Here is a 22,090-nt window from a genome sequence, read left to right on the forward strand (position 1 = left end):
CGCTTACGTTTAAAGTAAGCGGTTTTTTTGTGTCTTTATTTTATATAAAAAGGCCGCTACTTTAACTTTAAAGTAGCGGCCTTTAATAATTAACCTGAATTTTGGATAATTAAAGCTATATTAATTATTTTGTATATGCACGCGGCATAGATGATTCAGTGGTATAGCGCTCACGCAGTTTATCTTGGCGCGACTGCGTAGATACTTCTTCACCGTTAATAATCATTTTACTAACGTGCGAGCTTAGCTCAAACGGGTCGTTGCTCCACATTACTACATCAGCGGCTTTACCAACTTCAATACTGCCGGCGTTAATATTAAACACGCTCGCCACATTAGATGTAACGGCCTCTAATGCACCTTGCTGGCTCATGCCGTACGAAACTGCATTACCGGCATCAAAACGAAGCTGGTAAATATTATGGCTGGCATCGCCGCCCACAGTTAAAATAACTTTTACCCCAGCTTTTTCAAGCGCGGCTGCGTTATCTAAACTGGCATGTAAAGAGTCAAAGCTTGAAGGTAAGCTATCCATAGCACTCATAATTACTGGTACTTGCGCTTTAGCAATCTGCTCTTTAACAACAACAGCATCTTGTGCACCATTGAGCACTAAATTAATACCAAATTGCTCTTTAACTTTAAGTAGCTCAATAATATCAGCCGCACGAGATACACCCACTACAAGTGGCATATTGCCGCTAAGTACTTTAACCATTACTTTATCTTCAATACTTGGGGTGCTGTCGTCGTCTTTTTTAGGCTTTTTAGCTGCTTTTGTTTGGTGCTCTTCAAGCTTATTAATTAGCGTTTGCAATGTAAATGCGCGCGAGCCCTTACTGCGCTCACCTAAATAAACCACTAATGCAGCTTGTTTTTGTATGTCGCCTTGTAAATCACCGCTTAAATCAACCACACTTGCTAAGCCCGAAAAAATACTATCGCCACCGTGCGGGGTAATTACATCGCGGGTTACACCACCTTTACGTGCATACGGGATAAGGCTTGAGTGAGCGTTATAAGCAAGGCTTACATCAAAATCAATACCTGCTTTTTCTTCGCCTGCATCGCGTGAGCCTGCAACTGCACTTACTTCCACTAAGCCAAGTTGATTAATGCTAGCAATAAAACCTGGGGTTACAATTTGCCCATTTGCATCAATAACTTTATCTGCTTGTACTTGCTGTGGATTAATAGCGGTAATTTTACCGTTATCCATAACAATGCTGGCGTTTTCTAAAACGCCTTGCTCGGTTGCCGTATGCAGCGTGGCATTAATAATAGCAAGCGATTGTGCATTGGCTGCACCTGAGGCTAACAGTCCGGCAGCAACCAGAGATAGCGAAAACGAACGTGATAAATTTTTCATTCTGGGCTCCTTATTGTTGACCTAACATAAAATCACTTTGTGCTTGAAATGCGCTATCGTTTCTATCGTAAACTTTTGCGCCATCAATAAATACTTGTTCAGCTTTTGCGTAAACGCTAAATGGGTTTTGGTTCCAAATAACCACATCACCTTGCTTACCTGCTTCAAGCGAACCAGTTTTATCTTCAATACCTAATGATTTAGCCGCGTTTGAGGTGATCCACTTAATCGCGTGCTGCTCCGAAATATCAAAGCCATTTTCGTTTGCACGGTACATTACTTTACCCGCTTCTTGGTTTAAGCGCTGGATAGTGGTGTCTGAGTCAGAATGCACAATGGCGCACGAATTTTTTACCGCATCAACAATAGCTACGTTTTCTTGAACCATGTCGTAGGCTTCCATTTTAAAGCCCCACCAATCTGGCCAAAGTGCAGCACACGAACCATTTTCAGCTAATAAATCTGCAATTTTATAAGCTTCTACACCGTGATGGAACGTACCTGCGTGATAGCCAAATTCTTTTGAAAGGTCGATCATCATCGCCATTTCTTCAGCTTTATAACAGTGATTATGAATTAACACTTCACCTTCAATGACCGCGCGAAGAGTATCGTGCTTAATGTCGCGAACTGGTGCTTCTGGGTTTAAACCTGCTTCATAATCGGCGTCGTACTTATCCCATGCACGCTTATACTCTTGTGCTTCTGCCCATGCCATACGGTAACCGGCCATGTTACCCATACGGGTGGAAGGCAAAGTACCTTGGCGACCATATACGCGTTTTGGGTTTTCACCACAGGCCATTTTTAAGCCATTAGGCGCATCAGGGAATTTCATTGCTTGCATGGTATGCGCAGGAATGTTTTTAAGTGTTACGCCACGGCCACCAAATAAGTTAGCTGAGCCTGGTAAAATTTGTAGTGAAGTAATACCGCCTTCGCGCGCGCGGTTAAAACCAGGATCTTGAGGCCATACCGAATGCTCTACCCACACCTCAGCAGTATTTGGGCTGGTCATTTCGTTTCCGTCTTGATGAGACTCAACCGATGGGCTTGGATAAGCACCTAAGTGAGAGTGTACGTCAATAATACCTGGGGTAACCCATTTTCCCTGTGCATCAATGGTTGCATCTGCATTGGCCGATAAGTCTTTACCTACTTGTTGTACTTTACCATCAACAAGTAACACATCGGCGTCATCTAAGCGCTCGCCAGTGCCAGTTAGTACTGTTGCATTGGTAATTAGTGTGCTTTTACTTGCAAGCGGTGTGTAGGTGCTTGGGTATGGGTTTTTATTAATGGTGATTTTTGCATCTTGTGGGCCGTTTTCTTGGCAGCCAACAAGGGCAGCAGCTAAACCAACTGCTAACAATGAGGGAGCAAATTTTTGCATGTTGTTAGGTTCTCCTGTTTTTTTGCTACTTTAGCTAAAGCGGCGTAATAAAGCTAAAAAAACAGGTAAAAAAGCGATTAAATGAGTTAAACGGCTGTAATTATTTTTTTATATAATTGTTATACAGCTTTTCAAGTGCGCCTTCGGTTGTAAGCGATGGGTCTTTGTTTATAAAGTGTTTTACGGTGCGAGTTACAAAGTCTGAGTTTTGCTTATGTTGCTTAGCAAAATCCTTAATTAATGTATTGCCATCGCTTGCTGCTGTTACTTTATCATGGCGATGACGATACTGGCTAAGTGCCCTATTAAAGTCGCCGTTATAATCCTCTACCAATATTTTATAAAAGTCACTTTTGTGAACTTTAAGTACGTTAATACAGTAATTTAATGCCTCTTTAAAGTCGGTAAAAACGGTGCCTTCTACATCAAACTCTTTGGTTTTTTCGCGTACGGTCACGCGGGCTTCTTCGGTGGCATATGTAAAGCCTGTAAACGCTAAACGCTCAGATGCCTCTTTACCTAATTTCATACCCGCTTGAATGCTGTGCGCAAATTCGTCACTCATTTCGCTTAATTCGTTTTCTTCCCACATGTTATAAACACGCAGCGCCTTAGCGTACTTATTAGAGAGCTTTTTTTTAAGTTTTGTAAAACGCTCATCTATCGTCATTAGCCTTTCATTATGTAATAAGGCATGGCACTCATAACACGCGGCAATAGAGACAAAGTCGGCCTCTTCGCCTAAATCAATAATGCTCTGTAGCATATGTAACGGCGGGCAATGATCGCGCTCTGTGGCTTCGCATCCACAATAAAAACATTGGTTAAAATGCTTGTGTTCGCAGGCATACGCTTGCTGGTAATAGCTGGCTAACGTTTTGCTCACTGGTTCTCCTAAAAATTAAGCGCGTAAATAATGGGGGCGATAATAGCAGGCTGAGAAAATATGTCAGTAGCTATAAAATAATTTTGCCTAAGTGTGTCAAAAAACACATTTATTAGGGCTTAAATTCAGTCACCTAGCTTAAGTGTGTATTTTTAAACATACCTGCTTACACCTTGTTGCGTTTGGTTAACAGCTTTTTAGTTTGAATCGCTCAATAATAAAGCTGAACCACAAACAATGAGGACTAATTATGAACACGTTAAAGCTACTTTATGCACAACTATGGTACTAGGCGCTACTTTACTAATTGCAAAACCAGCATTAGCCACCCAATTTGTCGCGGCCGATTCATCGCCAGGTACACAGGCTTGTATGGCTGTTGCAGCTAATAAATCGTACGTAGTACGTAAAGCGTCACGCGATTTAAATATAAGCAAAGCGGTAATGAGCAAAAAGCTGCACTGTAATAACTTATCAATGGGCGACTTTGTTACTTTGTATAACCTTGATAAAAGCGCAAATTATTTAAATATTGATACCAGTACTCGCACATCAATTAAAGATTTAGCTAAATCGTACAACCCAGAAAAAGTAATCATCACAGGGCCAAAATAGTATGGCGTTAACACAAAATTAAGCCTGCTTTGTAAGCAGGCTTAGTTTATTAAATAATGGCCGCAATTAAGCCAAATAAACCGCCAAACACACCGCCCCATACTACTAGCCAACCTAAATGCTCACGTATCATAGTTTGAATAATGTCTTTAACCATTTTTGGGGTGAGTTCATTTAAACGCTCATCAACTAATTTAAGTATCGTAGCATGTAAGCTTTGTGCGCTATTCCCTTGCGATAACGTATCGTTTACTAGCACTTTAAAATCGTCTGTTTGGCTAATTTGCGCAAGTGATAGCTGCATTTTTTCAATAAACTTTTCTCGCATTGGCTCTATAGCCGCTGTGCCACCAAACATACCTAACATACTGCCAAACTGTGATTGCTCTATTACTTGAAGTAGGTTGTCGAATGCAGGGTTTAAATCAACCTTAGTAATAATGCCTTCAAAGTCGATATTAGGTTGTGCTTTGCTAAGTAGGTTATTAATTTTTTGCTCAGAGAAAAACTCAGTCAAAATTAAATTACGAATAGCCACTTTAAAACTTTCGAATTTTAGAGCAATAACACCCGAGCCATATAATAAAGGTACTTTTTCAAATAACATATGAACAGCCAATAAGTTTGTGACAGCACCAGATAGCGCAAATAACCCCACCGATAACACAATAGCGTGGTTAAAAAGGTAGCCTATAACTACGCACAAGACAGCGAGCAAATTGGTGATAAAACTTTTGTTCATTGTTACTCCATTAGCATTTTTTATATCGTTAATTTTACAACGATTAGTTTGTTAAATTAATACTTTTTTGCCATAGTTTAAGTATCTGTTTAAAAGGCGAGCAATTGATATGTGGAAAACAGTAAACGAGCACATTAGCCAAGCCATTCATTATGACTTTAAACATACTTACAAACGTCAGCTGCAAAGTACAAATACCGATAAACTCTATCAACTCACCGATGGAAAACACAATTACTTGGTTAAAATTGCCCTTAAAAGCGAACTAGATCGCCTAGAAAGCGAAGCGATAGGACTTAAGCAGCTCACCCAAAATAGTGTTTTTATGGTGCCCGACTGCATTGTAACAGGTGCTAATATTGAATTTTCGTTTATTGTACTCGAATGGTTAGTACTTGATAAACAGCCCCATACACATTGGCACGATATGGGTAAACAACTGGCTATGCTGCACCAAAAGCACGACCAAGCAATGTTTGGCTTTGATGTAGATAATTACCTAGCCACCACCGTGCAACCAAACCAATGGCATAAAAAATGGGACTTATTTTACGCAGAAGAGCGCATCGGCTGGCAACTGCAACTATTAGCCGAAAAAGGCATTCAGCTTGTAGAGCCTGAGCTATTAATTAATTTGGTAAAAGAGCAATTGCACAGCCATATTGTGGAGCCCTCTTTAGTACATGGCGACTTTTGGCGAGGAAATATGGGCTTTATTAAAAATGTACCGACCTTATTTAATCCCGCTTGTTATTACGGAGACCGCGAGGTAGATATTGCAATGAGCGAGCTATTTGCCCCTTTACCTGATGATTTTTATAACGCTTATAACGCGCAATACCCATTAAGCGAAAACTATAAAAAGCGCAAAGCTATATACCAACTTTACCCTATTTTAAATCACGCAAATATATTTGCAGGGCACTATCTTACTCAGGCTAAGCAGCATATTGATGAACTGCTATCGCTTTAAATAATAACGCCTCATAAGGCGTAAAATAACTGTCATAATCGTTGCTTCAGCACTATATTTAAAAAGGATGTTATTTAGGCTCAATACCTTGTTGTTTAGTTCAGTTTTGAGCCATCAAGTTGTTGCTAGTATAACTGCACAACTTAATTAACGCGTATCAACAAGTTAATTCTTACCTTGGTACTATTGGAGTGATTATGAAAGATTTTTTATCACAACGTATCACGTGCCCACACTGTGGCAACCACATACACCTAGACATTGACGCAAGTATGGGGGATCAAGACTACGTAGAAGAATGCAGTGCCTGCTGTAACCCTATTCATTTAAACATGCACATAGACCATGCTCATAAAAAATTAGAGTTACACATAGACAGCGACGATGAACAAATTTTTTAGCCCTGGTGGCGTAAGTAATTTTCTACCGTGTTAATAATGGTATAAGTTTGCTGATCGACTTCTATATTTAGTTCATCACCCACTTGAGCGTTACCTAAATTTGTAATGGCCAGCGTTTCGGGGATCAGGTGTAACCAAAACCCCTGCTCGTCAATTTCGCCCACGGTTAAACTTGCGCCATTTATTGCTACAAAGCCTTTGTACAAAACATACTTTTGCCATTTAGTAGGTAAGCTTAACTGAATTTTACAGTTATTTTGTTGCTTAACTATTTGCCCAATTTGGGCAGTGCAGTGAATATGCCCCGACACAATATGCCCACCTAATTCAGTACCAAAGGTTACTGAGCGCTCATAATTAACTAAACTACCTAGTGCAAGCTTGCCTAAATTCGTTAGTAATAGTGTTTCATCAATTACATCAAAATGTACTTGCGCCACTACATCGTGGTTACTTAATTCAACTTTAACCACCGTTAAACAACAGCCATTAATTGCAATGCTCGCGCCTAAATCTAAATGTTTAACGTATTCATCACCTACCGATACAACCAAACGTAAAACCCCTTCGGTATGCGTGGTAGATACAACAGTAGCTTGAGTTTGAACGATTCCTGTAAACATAAAATCACTTAAAATTATTACAAAGTGCTAGTTTAACGTATCAACTCGTAAAATCATTCACTACAGTGATTTTTATTTGAAACACAATCGATTACAATTGCGCCCTGTTTTATCAAATAGCTGTTTTTATGACCTTTTGTAGCTGGGAAGCCAAACGTTTAATCACCCTTGCCGTACCTGTATTTTTAGCACAAGTAACACTCGTTTTAATGTCGGTGGTCGACACCATTATGGCAGGCCAAGTAAGCCCAACAGATTTAGCTGCGCTGTCGATTGCAACCGGTATATGGAACCCGTTATTACTGGCGCTGCAAGGTATTTTGCTCGCGTTAACCGGTATTATTGCCCAATTTGCGGGCGCTAATGATAAAAAGGGTATTAGCCATTATTTTCAGCAAGCTCTGTATTTAACCGCTATTTTAAGCGCAATTGGTTTTGGTATAGCCAACCTAGCCGATATAGTGATTTTAAAACTCGATACAACCCCCGCTATCGCAAGCCTTGCGTACGACTATATCCATTTTGTGAAATGGGGAGCCTTTGGTTTTTTAATTTTTACCGTTTATCGCAATATGACCGAAGGCATGGGGATGACAAAACCCGCTTTTTATATCAGCTTACTGGGCCTTGGCGTTAATATTCCGGCTAACTATATTTTTATAAATGGTTTATTTGGCTTACCAGCCTACGGCGGTGCAGGTTGTGGTATTGCTACGGCATTGGTACTGACTGTAATGGCTGTTGCACAAGTGACGTATTGCCAGTTTAGTAAAAAAATCGATGCAAAAGCCCTGCTGGCAAATTTTGAAAAGCCCAATATTAAAACCATTGGAATTATTACTAAATTAGGTATACCTATTTCGTTGGCCACCTTTTTTGAAATTACGCTATTTGCGTGTATACCATTATTTATTGCACACTTAGGTGCTGTTGCTGTGTCGGGTCATCAAATTGCGGGAAGCGTGACCGCGTTATTATTTATGATGCCACTGAGCTTATCTATCGCCATTAGTATTCGTATTGGTAATTTATTTGGTCAAAACCATTTAAGCCAATTAAAAACTGCTATATCAACCAGCTACATATTAGCCATTGCTATTGCGTTATTTTTAGCTTTTATAACCTTTATTGGCCGCGATTTAATAAGCCAACTTTACACCGACAGCCCAGCTGTTATTGCATTAGCGACCTCAATTATGATTTTGGCATGTATTTATCAAATTCCTGATGCACTCCAAGTCGCTGCGAACGGCATTTTAAGAGGTTTAAAACATACGCAGCCTATATCGTATATAACGTTTATATCTTACTGGTTAATCGGGTTTGCTTTAGGCTACGTATTGGGAAGAACAGATTTAATTGTGCCCGCCATGGGGCCGCACGGTTTTTGGATAGGTATTATTTTTGGCTTAACCGTTGCTGCTGTATGGCTTATGTTCACCGTTAATAAGCGATTAAAGCAGGCGCCATTTGTATAAAAAAGCACTAACATTAATACCAAGCAAAACATGGTTAAGTTGTTTATTAGCGGTGTGTTGCGCCGTGCTTGCTGGGTGTTCAAAAGCGCCTAGCAACACTTATCAAACATACACAGCACGCTTAAGTAATACCCTTGAAACCCAAGCCCCAAGTTTAAGTAAACCTGTAGCAATTAGCCCGCTTTTACCCCCTAACACGCTTTTAAACACCACCACCATTAGCTTGATTGAACTTGCCAGCTTAAGCCATTGTAAGCTCAGCTTACTTATTAGTGAGCACAACAATCAGCTAGGTAAAACGGCCGGACATGCCGGTGTTTTAAAGTATCAAATAGAGTTTGTGCAAAATGCACAGCAGTGCTTAAGCACGCTTGAGCCTGACTCAGCAGTTTATAAAACCTTGTTAAAAGCAAAAACACATAAAGAGCAAACACTAAACCACTACTTTAATTTAATGTTGTATAACGAATTTGAGCTAAAAAACACGTGGCAAGCTAGCAGCGCAGAGCTTTCTGCTTCCCCGGCAGGGTTTAGCGACACGGTAGCGGCCATGCAGCAGCTTGCGCTCATAAAACAACACATACTCAATAAACACTACTTAAAAATTAACTCCGCAGACATTTTTAACGCGTTAGAGCAGCTGAATAAGTACCGTTTTAACCAATTACTCATTTATTCTGCACGCCTGCAAATAGCGTTTAATAATTCAGCCACGCGATTTATCGAATCGCAATCCATTGATGAAATATGCCCAGCAGGAAAAAATAAAAAAGTAGCCACTATCGTCAGTAACGTGTTTCAAAAGTATTTCCTTAAAGAAATACAGCCTTATCAGGCTAATTTAGCAGGCTACCTTGAAACACTTTTACCTTTGTATAACCAACTGTGGTTTGACCAAGCCATAACAAATAAGCAAATAAATACTTTTATAGCGCTTGATTCACAAAACAATCTACTAAACCAGCTTAAAGGCTCAGCCAAAAAACACGTTACCTGGTGGCAAAACTTTTATAAAACGTGTGAAATCAGCCCAATATGAATAAAAAAACGGCAAATAAACGTAAAAGCAACAAACTTGCTTGATTCACCACTCACCACGCTATATATTAGCGGCCGCTGATAATTAAATTTATCGCATCTTAATTAGGTAATACGACCGTAGCTCAGTTGGTTAGAGCGCTACCTTGACATGGTAGAGGTCGGTGGTTCGAATCCACTCGGTCGTACCAAATTTATTCTTCCCTCTGAATAAATATAATTAAGATACTATTTGTACGACTGTAGCTCAGTTGGTTAGAGCGCTACCTTGACATGGTAGAGGTCGGTGGTTCGAATCCACTCAGTCGTACCAAAATTATTCTGACTTCTTTGAATAAATTATATTTAAGAATCCCTATATGTACGAATGTAGCTCAGTTGGTTAGAACGCTACCTACTCTCTATGCCCACGCCGAAATCAGTTGCTCGAATCCACTCAGTCGTACCAAAATTATTCTTCCCACTGAATAAATATAATTAAGATACTATTTGTACGACTGTAGCTCAGTTGGTTAGCGCGCTACCTACTCTTTATGCCTACGCCGAAATCGGTGGTTTGAATCCACTCAGTCGTACCAAAACTATTCCTCCCTCTGAATAAATATTATTAAGATACTATTGTACGACTGTAGCTCAGTTGGTTAGCGCGCTACCCACTCTCTATGCCCATGCCGAAATCGCTGGTTCGAATCCACTCAGTCGTACCAAAACTTTTCTTCCCTCTGAATAAATATAATTAAGATATTATATGTACGAATGTAGCTCAGTTGGTTAGGGCACTATCTACTTTAAACCCTAACTAATACTGCAAACACCCGCAGTGTTTATAAATTCGTTTAAACAAAAACGCCCTCGTATTACTTATTTATTAATGCAGTTTGTTATTTAAAGCCAAATTAAGCCATTACTTAAAGGCGATAATTTTGTTTGATTTATATACTATTTATTTACAATTTGATTATAATCGCTTAGTGGGTTTTTAAAGTGAGTTTAGGTATGGTGCGGGTTGGTATATTAACAGTATTCTTTTTCTGTGCTTTGTTTAGCCCGCTAACACCTGCTTATACACTTAATAACAACATTACCCTAGAGGATGATAACCTGTGGCGCCCTGTCACAGCATTCAATACGCCTCCTTCTGCACAGCAAGTAATTACATCTTATAAAAACGCTAGTGAAACGAGCAACCTGCTCGGTAAAAGTGGCGCTGTAATAACAAAAATTGCGCTAAATAACCCCACCACTGGAGATTGGTATGTGCTGCCGCAAGCCAATTTTATCGACGTTGGTTTAGCCTATTGGCAAACCGAACAGGGAGATATAGTTAAGCTTGCTGATTTTTCGCAGTCTCACGTTAATCAACCGGCTATTTTAATGCATGGACAAGCATTTAAATTGCCCTTTTATGCGCCAAGCAGTGGCTATTTATGGATATATTTAGAAGCCAAACACTATCCAACGCCAGTTGATTTAAGTATTTTAAGCGAAGGTGCATTTTTGCATCATCAGTTTTATATAAACTCATTAAGCCTTATTACTATTTCTGTCATGCTTACTTTAGCAATGATGGCCTTTGTAATGTTTTTAAGAGTAAAGCAAAAAGTGGCCTTGTTTTGTGCTGGGTATGTCGGTTTGCACGGTCTAGGCTGGGCGTTTGCTTCGGGCGCTGTAAATACAATTTATGCCAGCCCCTCTTTTAATAAGCATTACTTAGGTATTTATTTATTTTCCTTTGCTGTGAGTTGCGCAGCAGCATTTACCTACTACCTGTTTAACTTCGATAAAGAAAAAGCCAATAAGCTTGGGAGTGCTTTAAAATACTTTACCGTTAGCGCATTTGTATGCGGTATCTGCAGCCTATTTATGCCCTTTTATTTAGTGTTTTATATCGCGCACTTTTTAGCAGCCGTATGGGTTATGCTTAGCTTAACCACCGGGTTTGCCATGCTTAGCCTGAACGATTTTAGAGCCAAGTATTTTTTATTTGGAAATATGCTCTATAGCCTGTCATTAGTAGTATTCGTTGCGTTTCATTTTGATTTAATAAATGCGACCTCATCAGAAATACTTGTGCTGTTAGCCTTAGCAATAGATTGTGTGTGTATTGTGCTGTCTTTGTCTGAGTGGCTAAAGTTAAAACAGCATAAATTTAGTACCTTGTTACATGAATCTCGCTTTGATCCTCTAACCCAAGTAGGCAACCGACTACTATTAAATGATGAGCTGATTAAACTTGCACACAGTGCTTACATCATTGTGTTTATAGATTGTGATGGAATAAAAAATAAACGATGCGCTTGGGCACGCCAAAGGTGATGCTTTTTTAATAAATGCAGCAAAATTAATGACGCAGCATCTAGCGCAAGACGGCACCGTATTTAGAACCGGGGGCGATGAATTTATTTGGTTATGTAAAGTCAAAAACAAATCACACCTCCCCCAACTAAAAACCACACTTACCCAAAAGCTCACCGCATTACATCGCACTATTCAACAGCAATGGCCGCAATCTGGTATTAGTTATGGCATAGCATCTAGCGATGAGTGCCAAAGCCATACCGAGTGTTTAACCTTAGCGGATCAGCGCATGTATAACTTAAAATCAGCCCATAAACTCAAAGTATGCTGAGTTAATAGTGTTCACTTTTGGGTTTGTTACTTACCATAGTGTATTTAGATCATTAACCGTGTTAAGTACACTCGTGTATCCACCAGTAACTACGTACCACTGTGTTGGATTTAGATAATAAACATGATTTTTTTGCCAAGCGTTGGAATTTTTTATAAAAGGTGAACTAGTTAATGCTTGCTTAATATTACTTTGTCCTGCGGTTGCTAGCCCTCTGTCGAGTATAAATAACCAATCAGGTTTTTTTTCTATGTATGCTTTTGTAAGGGTTGCAGCATGTTTGGCTTTTTGTGCTTTAGTTTGCTTTTTATTTGCTTTGCTATCGGTTTGTTTATTAATTTTATCAACGCTTGGAATACCTAATAGGTCATACACCATACCAAACCTATCGCCAGGTAAATGTGCAATAAACACATCTTTTACGGTAAATAAAACTAGCCCTGCACCTTTACTTTTTGCTTTAGCCTGCAAAGTTAGGATTTTACTGTTTAGCTTTTCCCACAGTGACTTTGCTTGTTGTTTTTTATCAAAAATACTGCCCAGTAATAAAACATTTCTTTTAACGCTAGGCACAAAGATATCGGCATTAACGGTTAAATCAATAGTTGGCGCAATACCCGATAGTTTATCAAGGGCCTTACGGCTTCGGCCACCCACAATAATAAGGTCAGGTTTTATATCTTTGAGCTTTGCATAGTCGGGTTTAAATAAACTACCCGCTATTGCTCTATCAGAGGTGTTATAACCTGCCAAATAATCCGGAAACACGCCCTTAGCTACAGCGGTTACTTCAACATCAAGCGCTGTTAAGGTATCGAGTACACCTAAATCAAAAACAACCACTTTTTTAGGTTTTTGTTTTATAACAACAGGCTTCTTTCCTGCATGCTCTATTGTTAAAGGGTAGTTGGCAAAACTTGCCACTGAATAAAAGCCGAACACTAAAATTATAAGTATATTTAAAAATTGACCGTACATTATTACTATTTCCTTTTGTGTAAGTATAGGTAATTGGTAAGCCATGCTATCACGCACACCTAAAAATGATAATGAGTCGTATTTGTTTTATTTGGTATAAAAGCGGTTTTTTGCGTTGCAGTTTCTAAAACACTAAGACATTTCTTCGCGTTTATGAGGGTCTGTTGATCTTTGCGGACTAAAATTTGTTTAAACTAGGGGCTATTTAATCACAGTGCGATTTTTGTAACATAATGGATTAAGCAAAAGCCACGTTACAAAGAGTAAATAGTCCCCAGGGAGACCCTTTAGGCAGCGCCTGTTGGGCGTTAATGCGACGTTAGCGCCTATTTATAGGGAATAACAAGATAGGCTCGGCTTTGCCTAAATACCAAACAGACTGATGAGAAGTTAACTAAAAAGCTCAACATACTCTAATTACTATTACATACTTTGGCATATTTCAGTATTCCAGGCTTTAGGTAAATTACCTTTAATATGATCTATAAAGGCGCGTTGCTTTTTCGCTAATTTACCAAATGGGTAACATAGCCAAATAGGCAGTGGATCCGCTACCCAGTCGTTTAAACAACGCTCAAAACACCCAGGATGAGCATTGAGCCGCATGCTGGCTTGCCACAATGGTAATAAACCCAGCCCATGCCCGTGGCTTATTGCGTCCCCCTGCAACACGAGCTGATCAGACTGAATACGTGACGAAGGTACCGGCACACTTAATGTCGTCCCACGCTGATCAGTCATCACTAGCTGCTCGCTTTTATTCCCAAGTAATTGAAGCCATTGTGTGTTTATCAAATCTTCCGGTGATTGTGGGTAGCCGTTACGGCTAAAATACTCTTTACTACCAAATACTCCTTGCCATAACATGCAGAGTTTTTCTTGGCGTTGGCTGGTCTCTGGGAGAGAGCCCATACAAAGTAAAATATGATCTCGCCACTGATTTGAATTTGCCTTTATATCTGTTTTTAAAGTCACGCTCACATCAGGAAAGCGCGTTAAAAACTGAGCAACCACATCCCCAAGCCAACCTCTTAATAAACCATTATCAACATACACAACCACCTCACCTTGTATCTTTTCATCAAGTGTAGCTAGTTCATGTTTGGCCTCATTAGCAATGCGAAGTATTTGCTCGCAATAACTATAGAAACGCAGCCCTGCCTCCGTAGGGACTAAGCTTTTAGGCATTCTTTTTAATAAAGTATAACCTGTATCTTGCTCTAAATTTTTTAGGTGTCGGCTAAGAGTTGATTTAGATAACTGAAGCGTTTTTGCAGAACTTGATAAACTGCCCGAACTGACAACAGACACAAAACTATGTAATTCTTTAAACTGTAACACTATAACCTCCTGCAACGTTTGAAATACAAAACAGGCTTACACCTTCAGTTAAACCTGTTTGTCATAAACAAACGAGTGCAATGTGTTGCGGCTTTTGCAACACATTGTTCCATTCAATTTCCTTTACATGATAACAATAAGAATTATCATTTGCACTTTATAAATAAAGGTCTACACGTAAAGGAGAACATTTTAATGTGCAACCGCTCATTGTTTAAGCAAGCACCATTGACCTGTAAAAAGTTACCTTTGGCTATTTTTATACCTTTAGCCATGGGAGCTTCGGCCACAGAAAATAACAACGAAATGGAAACAATGGTTGTAACAGCAACCGGTTACCAACAAAAAATTATAGACGCCCCTGCTTCTATCTCGGTCATATTACAAGAAGAGTTACGTAAACAGTCTTATACCACGGTGGTGGATGCTGTTCGCGATATACCCGGCGTATACGTCAGTGGTGGCGGTAATATGCAAGATATTAGTATTCGCGGTATGGATGATCAGTACACCCTATACCTTGTTGATGGCCGCCCTATTTCAGCGGGACGCTCTGTTAATACCAACGGTGCCGATGGAGGCAAACAAATTGGTATACCGCCGCTTGCAATGATTGAGCGTGTAGAAGTTATTCGCGGCCCTATGTCATCGCTTTATGGCTCAGAGGCAATGGGGGGTGTAATTAATATTATTACCCGTGCAGCCCCTCAACACTGGTCAGGCAGTTTGGCGGCCAGTTATACCTCATCGATGAATGATGTAAGTAATGATGAGTACAATAGTGACTTTTATCTGGGCGGCGCTTTAATAAAAGACGTATTAGGCGTTGAGCTTACAGGGTCTTTACAGCATACCGATGAAAGTGGTTATTCAGGCGGTGGCGACTCTGCTGCAAGCCGCCCTGATTCGGATACAACGCAATTAGGTGTAAAATTTAATTGGGCTGTAAATGCTAAAAACCGAATGAGCATAGCTTACAATACATCAAACATTGATTTTAAGCATACGCCAGGTGAGTCTATTGCGGCTGATGCCGAAGGGTCTCAATACGAATATGAGAAGCAAATGTATGTGGTTACTCATAATGGTAATTATGGCAAGCTAACTACAAATACGTATCTTCAACAAGACTTATCGGAACGTGTTCAAAATGAAGATAAAAAAGAAGAAGTGATCACGCTAAATAGTTCGGCAACTTACGCAGGCGATAAGCACATTTATACTGTTGGCGCACGCTATAAAACAGAAGAGCTCGTTGATGAAACCAACGGTTTACTTGATGCTAATGTTGCTATTGCAAGTGACACGGTAGATCGGTGGATTGGTGCTTTATTCACAGAGGTTGAGTGGAACTTTATTGACGACTTAGCCATAACAACCGGCTTAAGATACGATAACGATGAGCAATTTGGCTCGCATTGGTCACCCCGCCTGTATGCCAACTGGCATACCACTAATAATTTTACTATTAAGGGGGGTGTTTCTACAGGGTATACGCAACCTTCACTCTCTCAAGCCACAGCTGGCTTTGGACGCGGTACTGGTGGCGGCGGGTCGCCTAATTTATCTGCAGATGGGACATCGATTTCACGTGCCTTGATCATAGGTAATCCTGATCTAGAGCCTGAAACCAGCGTAAACTACGAAGTAGGTTTTATTTATAACGACCCCAAAGTAGGTCTATCCACTAGCTTAACGCTTTATCAGACAAACTTTGATGATAAAATTGCAGAAGATAGATACTGTGTTAGCGCAAATATTGATAGGAATGACTTTGAAAACTACCAATGTGAATTCAGTGGCAATACCTATCAGTTTTTAAGTACGCAAAAAAATATCTCAAAAGCGCAGATGCAAGGGTTAGAAGCAACGATAAGCTACCGTATTAACCAAAGTTTACGTGTTAAAGGCGACTATTCTTACACTGATTCTGAGCAAAAAACCGGTGACTTTGCAGGCGAACCTTTAAATAAAATACCAAAGAGCATGGCTAACATTAGCTTAAATTGGGATGCCAGCGATACTGTAAATTTATGGAGCCGTGTAAATTATCGTGGCGAAACAACCGACTACTTAAGTCGTACCAGCCTAAGTGATGGTACACCCGGTTACACCATGATGGATATATGTGCACGTTATTGGATTACTGATGACTTAAAACTCATGGCTGGCTTATATAACGTAACAGACCGTGTAGTTACCAACGAGACTTATGGCGTTGTATTAGATGGTAGAAGGCTTACTCTAAGCTTTAACTATGACTTTTAATACACTCTAATTTAATAGGGGCGTTTAACACGCTCCTATCTTCCCTATTTTGCCAATTTATTTAAATAACCTTACAAATCCCTATCCACGTTTATTCATTATAAAACTTGCCAGTAATGACTTTGATAACCTACCGCCCCTTATGCAGCATTTAATTAAATTACATGAAATTTATTAAACGGCTAAACAGTACAAAAAAAATAAGAACAAAGTTATAATGGCGCTAATTTGTCAGGCGAATAAAGCTATAAATAACACGATTAAATTACACCAATAGGAGTTGTACATGGAACATATTATTTCGGGCGTGGCTAAGTTTCAAAAAGAAGTTTACCCATCAAAAAAAGCAGCGTTTCAAAAACTAGCCAATGGTCAAAATCCAGAAGTGTTATTTTTCACCTGTGCCGACTCGCGTATCGATCCTAACTTAGTGACTCAAACTGAACCCGGTGAATTATTTATTTGTCGTAACGCGGGCAATATTATCCCGCCACATAGTAATCAAACCGGCGGTATGACAGCCTCAATTGAATTTGCGGTGGCTGCACTGGGCGTATCGCACATTATCATCTGTGGGCACTCGGATTGTGGCGCAATGAAAGGCGCTATAAATACTGAAGGTTTATCAAGCTTACCGCACGTTAAAGAGTGGCTTGGCCACAGCCGCGTAGCAACTGAAGTTGTAAAAGAAAAATGCGGTTGCGCAGAGCTAAACAATAACGACCACCTAGGCTTAGTAATTGAAGAAAACGTAGTACAACAACTACAGCATATAAAAACACACCCTGCCGTGGCTGCAAAAATTGCAACCGGTCAAGTTAAGCTACACGGCTGGGTATATGATATAGAATCTGCAGAAATTAAAACCTACGATGAAGCAACGGGCAGCTTTAAACCTGTTGAAGATACCGATGTAGAAACCCTAGCAAAACAAAGCAAGTAAAGCCGCTTTACAGAATTAATGCGCTTACTGTTATTTTTATCTCAAAATAACAGTAAGCGCATTTTTATTTATAGCCTAAACGCTTACCCCTCGTTATTAGTTAACGGCACAAATGCACTTTTGCTGACTAAACACCACATTGTAGCCTCATTATGTGCACTCCCATAGTGCTAGCACCGCACCAAAACAACTCAAATATGCGTAAGTAAAACCTTTTAAAAGTAATGTAGCTATTAAAAAACAAATACTTATAAAAATGGCCGTGTTTTTGCTTATATGATAACCATACCGTTCGTTATTAAAACGACACACATTTAGGTTGTTATGACCACAGGCAAAGAAGCCCGCTCGCAGTTGCATTAATTTGTAACTGTGGCGGGCTTTTTTGTTTTTAAATTAAACCGTCATTGAGGGGATACCAATGCAAACACCAACAAAAATACTCATTATTGGTAATGGGATGGTTGGGCACCATTTTGTAGAGCAAATGCGCCAAAGCGACGCTGACGCGCACATTACCGTACTGTGTGGAGAAGCAAATTTAGCTTATGACCGTGTTTACTTATCCAGCGTGTTTGATGGTAAAACAGCCGCCGATTTAGCCCTAACCACCTTTGATAATTATCAGCAGTTAAATATAAATGTGCATACTAACCAGTGGGTTAATGAAATAGATAAAACAAACAAGGTAGTTAGCACTCAAACCGGTGATAAATTTAGTTACGATAAACTTATTTTAGCAACAGGGTCGTACCCGTTTGTGCCGCCAATTAAAGGGAATGACCAACCCCATTGCTTGGTTTACCGTACCCTAGAAGATTTAGAGCAAATAAAAGCAAGCGCTGCACAAAGTAAAAGTGGCGTAGTGATAGGTGGCGGCTTATTAGGGCTTGAAGCAGCCAATGCAATTAAGCAACTTGGGCTTGATACTCATGTAGTTGAGTTTGCACCCCAACTTATGGCGGTACAACTTGATCAACAAGGTGGTACGCTGTTAAAAAACAAAATTAAAAAACTGGGCGTGAGCGTGCATACCGCTAAAGCCACCAGCGAAATAGTAAAAGGCGAAACGAGCCGTTACAGATTAAATTTTTCAGATGACACGTTTTTAGAAACCGACTTAATTTTGTTCTCGGCCGGTATTCGCCCATACGATGAGCTTGGCAAAGTAGCCGAACTTGAATTAGGGCAACGTGGCGGCATTGTAATAAATAACCAATGCCAAACATCAAACCCAGATATATATGCTATTGGCGAATGTGCCCTGTGGGATAAAAAGCTATTTGGCCTAGTCGCCCCGGGATATAACATGGCTCGCGTGGTTGCAAGCCAACTTACAGGCGGCGAACTTGAGTTTTTAGGCGCCGATATGAGCACAAAATTAAAGCTACTCGGGGTAGAGGTAGGCTCAATTGGCGATGCCCACGCTAAAACCCCCGATTGCAAAGAGTTAATTTATCAAGATCCTATTCGTGATTGTTATAAAAAAATTATTTTAAATGAGGCAGGCAACAAGTTATTAGGCGCAGTACTTGTTGGCGATACTAGCGATTACGACACACTGTTGCAGTACATGTTAAACGACATGGAATTACCCGCACACCCTGAGTGCCTCATTTTACCTGATAGCGAAGGAGCACCTGTTTTAGCGGGAAATGCCCTGCCCGATACTGCCACTATTTGTTCGTGTCACAATGTAAGCAAAGGCGACATTGTGGGTGCAATTGATGGCGGCTTATGCGATTTATCTGCAGTTAAAGCTTGTACCAAAGCCGCCAGCGGCTGTGGTGGTTGTGCCGCATTATTAAAATCGGTAGTCGACAGTGAACTTCAAAGCCGTGGGGTTGAAGTTAACAACCATGTGTGTGAACACTTTGCTTTTTCGCGCCAAGAGTTACTGCATTTAGTAAAAGTAGAAAGCATTAAAACTTTTGATGATTTGCTCGCTAAACATGGCAGCGGTCATCACGGCTGTGAAATATGCAAACCTGCAGTGGCCTCTATTTTAGCTTCAACGTGGAATGAGTTTATTTTAGAACCCGCTCATGTTGGCCTGCAAGATACCAACGACACTTACCTTGCAAATATGCAAAAAGATGGCTCTTACTCTGTCGTTCCCCGTATAGCGGGTGGCGAAATTACCCCCGACAAACTTATTGTTATTGGTCAAGTTGCCAAAGACTTTAACCTGTATTGTAAAGTCACAGGTGGGCAGCGTATCGACTTATTTGGCGCACGCCTTGAAGAGCTCCCTATTATTTGGGAAAGACTTATTGCAGCCGGTTTTGAGACCGGTCATGCTTATGGTAAATCGCTCAGAACCGTTAAATCGTGTGTCGGCAGCACGTGGTGTCGCTATGGAGTACAAGACAGTGTTGGCCACGCGATTGCGATTGAAAACCGCTACAAAGGTTTACGCGCCCCGCATAAATTTAAAATGGCCGTATCGGGTTGTACCCGCGAGTGCGCTGAGGCACAAAGCAAAGATATAGGCGTAATAGCAACCGAAAATGGCTGGAACTTATACGTATGTGGAAATGGCGGTATGCGTCCGCGCCATGCTGATTTATTTGCTACCGATTTAGATACCGAAACACTCATTAAATACATTGACCGCGTGATCATGTTTTACATTAAAACCGCCGATAAACTGCAGCGCACCTCAGTGTGGATGGAAAATTTAGAGGGCGGGTTAGATTATTTAAAAAGCGTAGTAATAGACGACAGCCTAGGTATTTGCCATGAGCTTGAAATCCAAATGGCGCTTATAACTAAAACTTATGCCTGCGAATGGAAAAAAGCAGTGGAAAGTCCAGAGGCATCAAAACGGTTCCGCCAATTTATTAATAGCCCAGATGCCGATAGCAATATTTTATTTGTACAAGAGCGCAACCAAATTCGCCCTGCAACTGAGTCTGAAAAACGTAACCAGCAAAATTCGACAAACCGTATCCCCGTAATGGAAATTGAGCAGGAGCAAGCTGATGTATTGGCATAAAATTGGAACAACCGACGACCTAGTTGCTAATAGTGGCGTATGCGCATTAGTAAACAACCAGCAAGTGGCCATATTTTATGTTCCACAAAATAGTGAGCCTGTGTTAGCCATTAGCAACTACGACCCGATAGGCAAAGCCAATGTACTATCGCGCGGCATTATTGGCTCTATTGATGGAAAATTAGTAGTGGCCTCCCCTTTGTATAAGCAACATTTTTGTTTAAGTACCGGCGAATGCCTAGAAGCAGAAGCGATACAGCTCCCCGTATTTGAAGCCAAAATAGACAATGGCAATGTATTTGTTAGCGCTGAGCCAAAAGCCATTACAGCATTAGCATAAGGAGCAATAAAATGAGTGTTCTTTCGTATTTTTCGGGTATTGACAGCCCATGGCTAAACAAGTTTGTTAATAAACTCACTCAAGATGCAAAGCACAAAGCTAAACACAAAAAAAACGGCCACGTGTATTTAATAGGCGCAGGCCCGGGCGATGCTGAGCTTATAACGGTGAAAGCGCAGCGCCTGATTGCAGCAGCCGACGTGGTATTGTACGACAGCCTAGTTAGTGAAGCGCTTTTAAATACATTGCCTAAACATGCGCAGCGAGTGTATGTAGGTAAACGCGCAGGTAAACACTCTATGCCACAAGCTGCCATTAGTGACCTATTAGTAAAATACGCACAACAAGGGTTTAAAGTTGTTCGTTTAAAAGGTGGCGATCCCAGTATTTTTGCGCGCATCAATGAAGAAGCCAACGCCCTATCAGATCACAATATTAATTTTGCTATTGTCCCGGGCGTTACTACCGCGTGTGCAGCCTCGGCTTATACTGGTATACCGCTTACTGCTCGCGATGTGGCCCGAAGTGTTACCTTTTTAACGGCGCAATTTGCCGATCCTAATAAACTCCCTAATTGGCACAACTACACCTATGTACAAGGCTCTAACAACCCCACGCTAGTCGTCTATATGGGATTAGGACGTTTAAACGCATTAAGTACTGGTTTGCAATCGGTTGGCTGGCCTAAAACAACCCCTATCGCATTGATAGAAAATGCCACCACCAACCAGCAAAAAATAATAACCAGCACGCTTGGGCAAATTATTAGCGAAAGTGCGGTGCATACATTAACGGGCCCTACGCTAATTATGGTTGGCGAGGTAATAAATCATCAAATGGCTATCAGCCCAGCGTTACTGCAATGTAGCAACGCATAAATTCCCCCTCTGGTGTTTGCTCTGTGCAGTTTACAGAGTAAACACTTTTTTCCCCTCGTTCATGAAGGGCGCAATCGAGTGCAAAAACAACTATTTTTGCACCAAAAAGGTTTATTCCTGTAATAAGGACAGATAAGTTAAAATGGGAACAAATAACAAGTATGGCTTTAAGCAGCTGTTTTAATTTAATTTTAAAT

Annotated in this window: 19 protein-coding genes and 3 tRNA genes; 15 read left to right on the forward strand and 7 right to left on the reverse strand. The window is 40.5% G+C overall.

The features are described 5' to 3' along the window. Nucleotides 1-124 precede the first annotated feature (124 nt). The 3 genes from VOI46_RS08840 to VOI46_RS08850 all read right to left on the reverse strand — a co-directional run bounded on the left by VOI46_RS08840 (nucleotide 125) and on the right by VOI46_RS08850 (nucleotide 3,648). On the reverse strand, nucleotides 125-1,369 hold the full coding sequence (locus tag VOI46_RS08840; RefSeq protein ID WP_004586757.1) for an amidohydrolase family protein: 1,245 nt from the start codon (nucleotides 1,367-1,369) through the stop codon (nucleotides 125-127). A gap of 10 nt (nucleotides 1,370-1,379) precedes the next feature. Continuing rightward, a complete protein-coding gene (locus VOI46_RS08845; protein WP_004586758.1) occupies nucleotides 1,380-2,762 on the reverse strand; it encodes an amidohydrolase in 1,383 nt (460 codons plus the stop codon). Between the two features lie 100 nt (nucleotides 2,763-2,862). Next, on the reverse strand, nucleotides 2,863-3,648 hold the full coding sequence (locus VOI46_RS08850; protein ID WP_004586759.1) for a hypothetical protein: 786 nt from the start codon (nucleotides 3,646-3,648) through the stop codon (nucleotides 2,863-2,865). Between the two features lie 237 nt (nucleotides 3,649-3,885). Between VOI46_RS08850 and VOI46_RS08855 the strand changes: the two genes are divergently transcribed. Further along, nucleotides 3,886-4,263 carry a DUF3718 domain-containing protein gene (locus tag VOI46_RS08855; protein WP_039972171.1) on the forward strand — a complete coding sequence of 126 codons (378 nt, stop codon included), beginning with the start codon at nucleotides 3,886-3,888 and terminating at the stop codon, nucleotides 4,261-4,263. Nucleotides 4,264-4,312: 49 nt separating this feature from the next. Here VOI46_RS08855 and VOI46_RS08860 read toward each other — a convergent pair whose 3' ends face one another. After that, nucleotides 4,313-5,005: a hypothetical protein gene (locus VOI46_RS08860; RefSeq protein WP_004586761.1), complete on the reverse strand. Its 693-nt coding sequence runs from the start codon at nucleotides 5,003-5,005 to the stop codon at nucleotides 4,313-4,315. A gap of 109 nt (nucleotides 5,006-5,114) precedes the next feature. Between VOI46_RS08860 and VOI46_RS08865 the strand changes: the two genes are divergently transcribed. Then, nucleotides 5,115-5,978 (forward strand): fructosamine kinase family protein, encoded by an 864-nt coding sequence (locus VOI46_RS08865; protein ID WP_004586762.1) that lies wholly within the window; start codon nucleotides 5,115-5,117, stop codon nucleotides 5,976-5,978. Between the two features lie 197 nt (nucleotides 5,979-6,175). Continuing rightward, a complete protein-coding gene (locus tag VOI46_RS08870) occupies nucleotides 6,176-6,379 on the forward strand; it encodes a CPXCG motif-containing cysteine-rich protein (RefSeq protein ID WP_004586763.1) in 204 nt (67 codons plus the stop codon). Here VOI46_RS08870 and VOI46_RS08875 read toward each other — a convergent pair. Continuing rightward, entirely contained in the window at nucleotides 6,376-7,002 is a 627-nt protein-coding gene (locus tag VOI46_RS08875; protein ID WP_024033478.1) for a riboflavin synthase, read from the reverse strand. The two genes, VOI46_RS08870 and VOI46_RS08875, sit on opposite strands and share 4 nt — an antisense overlap. Nucleotides 7,003-7,130: 128 nt before the next feature. On the opposite strand from VOI46_RS08875, the gene VOI46_RS08880 reads away from it, so the two are divergent. The 7 genes from VOI46_RS08880 to VOI46_RS08910 all read left to right on the forward strand — a co-directional run bounded on the left by VOI46_RS08880 (nucleotide 7,131) and on the right by VOI46_RS08910 (nucleotide 12,147). Then, a complete protein-coding gene (locus VOI46_RS08880; RefSeq protein WP_004586765.1) occupies nucleotides 7,131-8,480 on the forward strand; it encodes an MATE family efflux transporter in 1,350 nt (449 codons plus the stop codon). Next, entirely contained in the window at nucleotides 8,473-9,519 is a 1,047-nt protein-coding gene (locus VOI46_RS08885) for a DUF3080 family protein (RefSeq protein WP_004586766.1), read from the forward strand. Before VOI46_RS08880 ends, VOI46_RS08885 begins: the two co-directional genes overlap by 8 nt. Before the next feature lie 113 nt (nucleotides 9,520-9,632). After that, a tRNA-Val gene (locus tag VOI46_RS08890) sits at nucleotides 9,633-9,709 on the forward strand. A 45-nt stretch (nucleotides 9,710-9,754) separates the two neighbouring features. Next, nucleotides 9,755-9,831, forward strand: a tRNA-Val gene (locus VOI46_RS08895). A 180-nt stretch (nucleotides 9,832-10,011) separates the two neighbouring features. Continuing rightward, a tRNA-OTHER gene (locus VOI46_RS08900) sits at nucleotides 10,012-10,096 on the forward strand. A 406-nt stretch (nucleotides 10,097-10,502) separates the two neighbouring features. After that, nucleotides 10,503-11,834 (forward strand): 7TM-DISM domain-containing protein, encoded by a 1,332-nt coding sequence (locus VOI46_RS08905; protein WP_086004326.1) that lies wholly within the window; start codon nucleotides 10,503-10,505, stop codon nucleotides 11,832-11,834. Between the two features lie 10 nt (nucleotides 11,835-11,844). After that, nucleotides 11,845-12,147, forward strand: coding sequence for a diguanylate cyclase (locus VOI46_RS08910; RefSeq protein ID WP_286364895.1), 303 nt, complete (start codon nucleotides 11,845-11,847; stop codon nucleotides 12,145-12,147). 30 nt (nucleotides 12,148-12,177) lie between these two features. Here the strand turns inward: VOI46_RS08910 and VOI46_RS08915 are convergent, their stop codons facing one another. Further along, complete coding sequence (locus VOI46_RS08915) at nucleotides 12,178-13,170, reverse strand: ABC transporter substrate-binding protein (protein ID WP_324737971.1); 993 nt, start codon at nucleotides 13,168-13,170, stop codon at nucleotides 12,178-12,180. Between the two features lie 378 nt (nucleotides 13,171-13,548). Further along, the gene (locus VOI46_RS08920; protein WP_004586768.1) at nucleotides 13,549-14,466 is read right to left on the reverse strand and encodes a LysR family transcriptional regulator; all 918 of its coding nucleotides are present in this window, start codon (nucleotides 14,464-14,466) and stop codon (nucleotides 13,549-13,551) included. A gap of 195 nt (nucleotides 14,467-14,661) precedes the next feature. On the opposite strand from VOI46_RS08920, the gene VOI46_RS08925 reads away from it, so the two are divergent. From VOI46_RS08925 to cobA, 5 genes are all read left to right on the forward strand, one after another. After that, nucleotides 14,662-16,734, forward strand: a complete 2,073-nt coding sequence (locus VOI46_RS08925; protein ID WP_324737972.1) for a TonB-dependent receptor — start codon at nucleotides 14,662-14,664, stop codon at nucleotides 16,732-16,734. A 286-nt stretch (nucleotides 16,735-17,020) separates the two neighbouring features. Continuing rightward, complete coding sequence (locus VOI46_RS08930; protein WP_004586769.1) at nucleotides 17,021-17,677, forward strand: carbonic anhydrase; 657 nt, start codon at nucleotides 17,021-17,023, stop codon at nucleotides 17,675-17,677. Nucleotides 17,678-18,098: 421 nt separating this feature from the next. Further along, nucleotides 18,099-20,675, forward strand: coding sequence for a nitrite reductase large subunit NirB (gene nirB, locus VOI46_RS08935; protein ID WP_004586770.1), 2,577 nt, complete (start codon nucleotides 18,099-18,101; stop codon nucleotides 20,673-20,675). Next, nucleotides 20,662-21,015 (forward strand): nitrite reductase small subunit NirD, encoded by a 354-nt coding sequence (gene nirD, locus VOI46_RS08940; RefSeq protein WP_004586771.1) that lies wholly within the window; start codon nucleotides 20,662-20,664, stop codon nucleotides 21,013-21,015. The genes nirB and nirD overlap by 14 nt, the downstream gene beginning before the upstream one ends. 11 nt (nucleotides 21,016-21,026) lie before the next feature. After that, on the forward strand, nucleotides 21,027-21,893 hold the full coding sequence (gene cobA / locus VOI46_RS08945) for a uroporphyrinogen-III C-methyltransferase (RefSeq protein ID WP_004586772.1): 867 nt from the start codon (nucleotides 21,027-21,029) through the stop codon (nucleotides 21,891-21,893). Nucleotides 21,894-22,090: the final 197 nt, after the last annotated feature.

The organism is Pseudoalteromonas sp. CuT4-3, from assembly GCF_035666335.1.
Classification (GTDB): Bacteria; Pseudomonadota; Gammaproteobacteria; order Enterobacterales; family Alteromonadaceae; genus Pseudoalteromonas; species Pseudoalteromonas atlantica.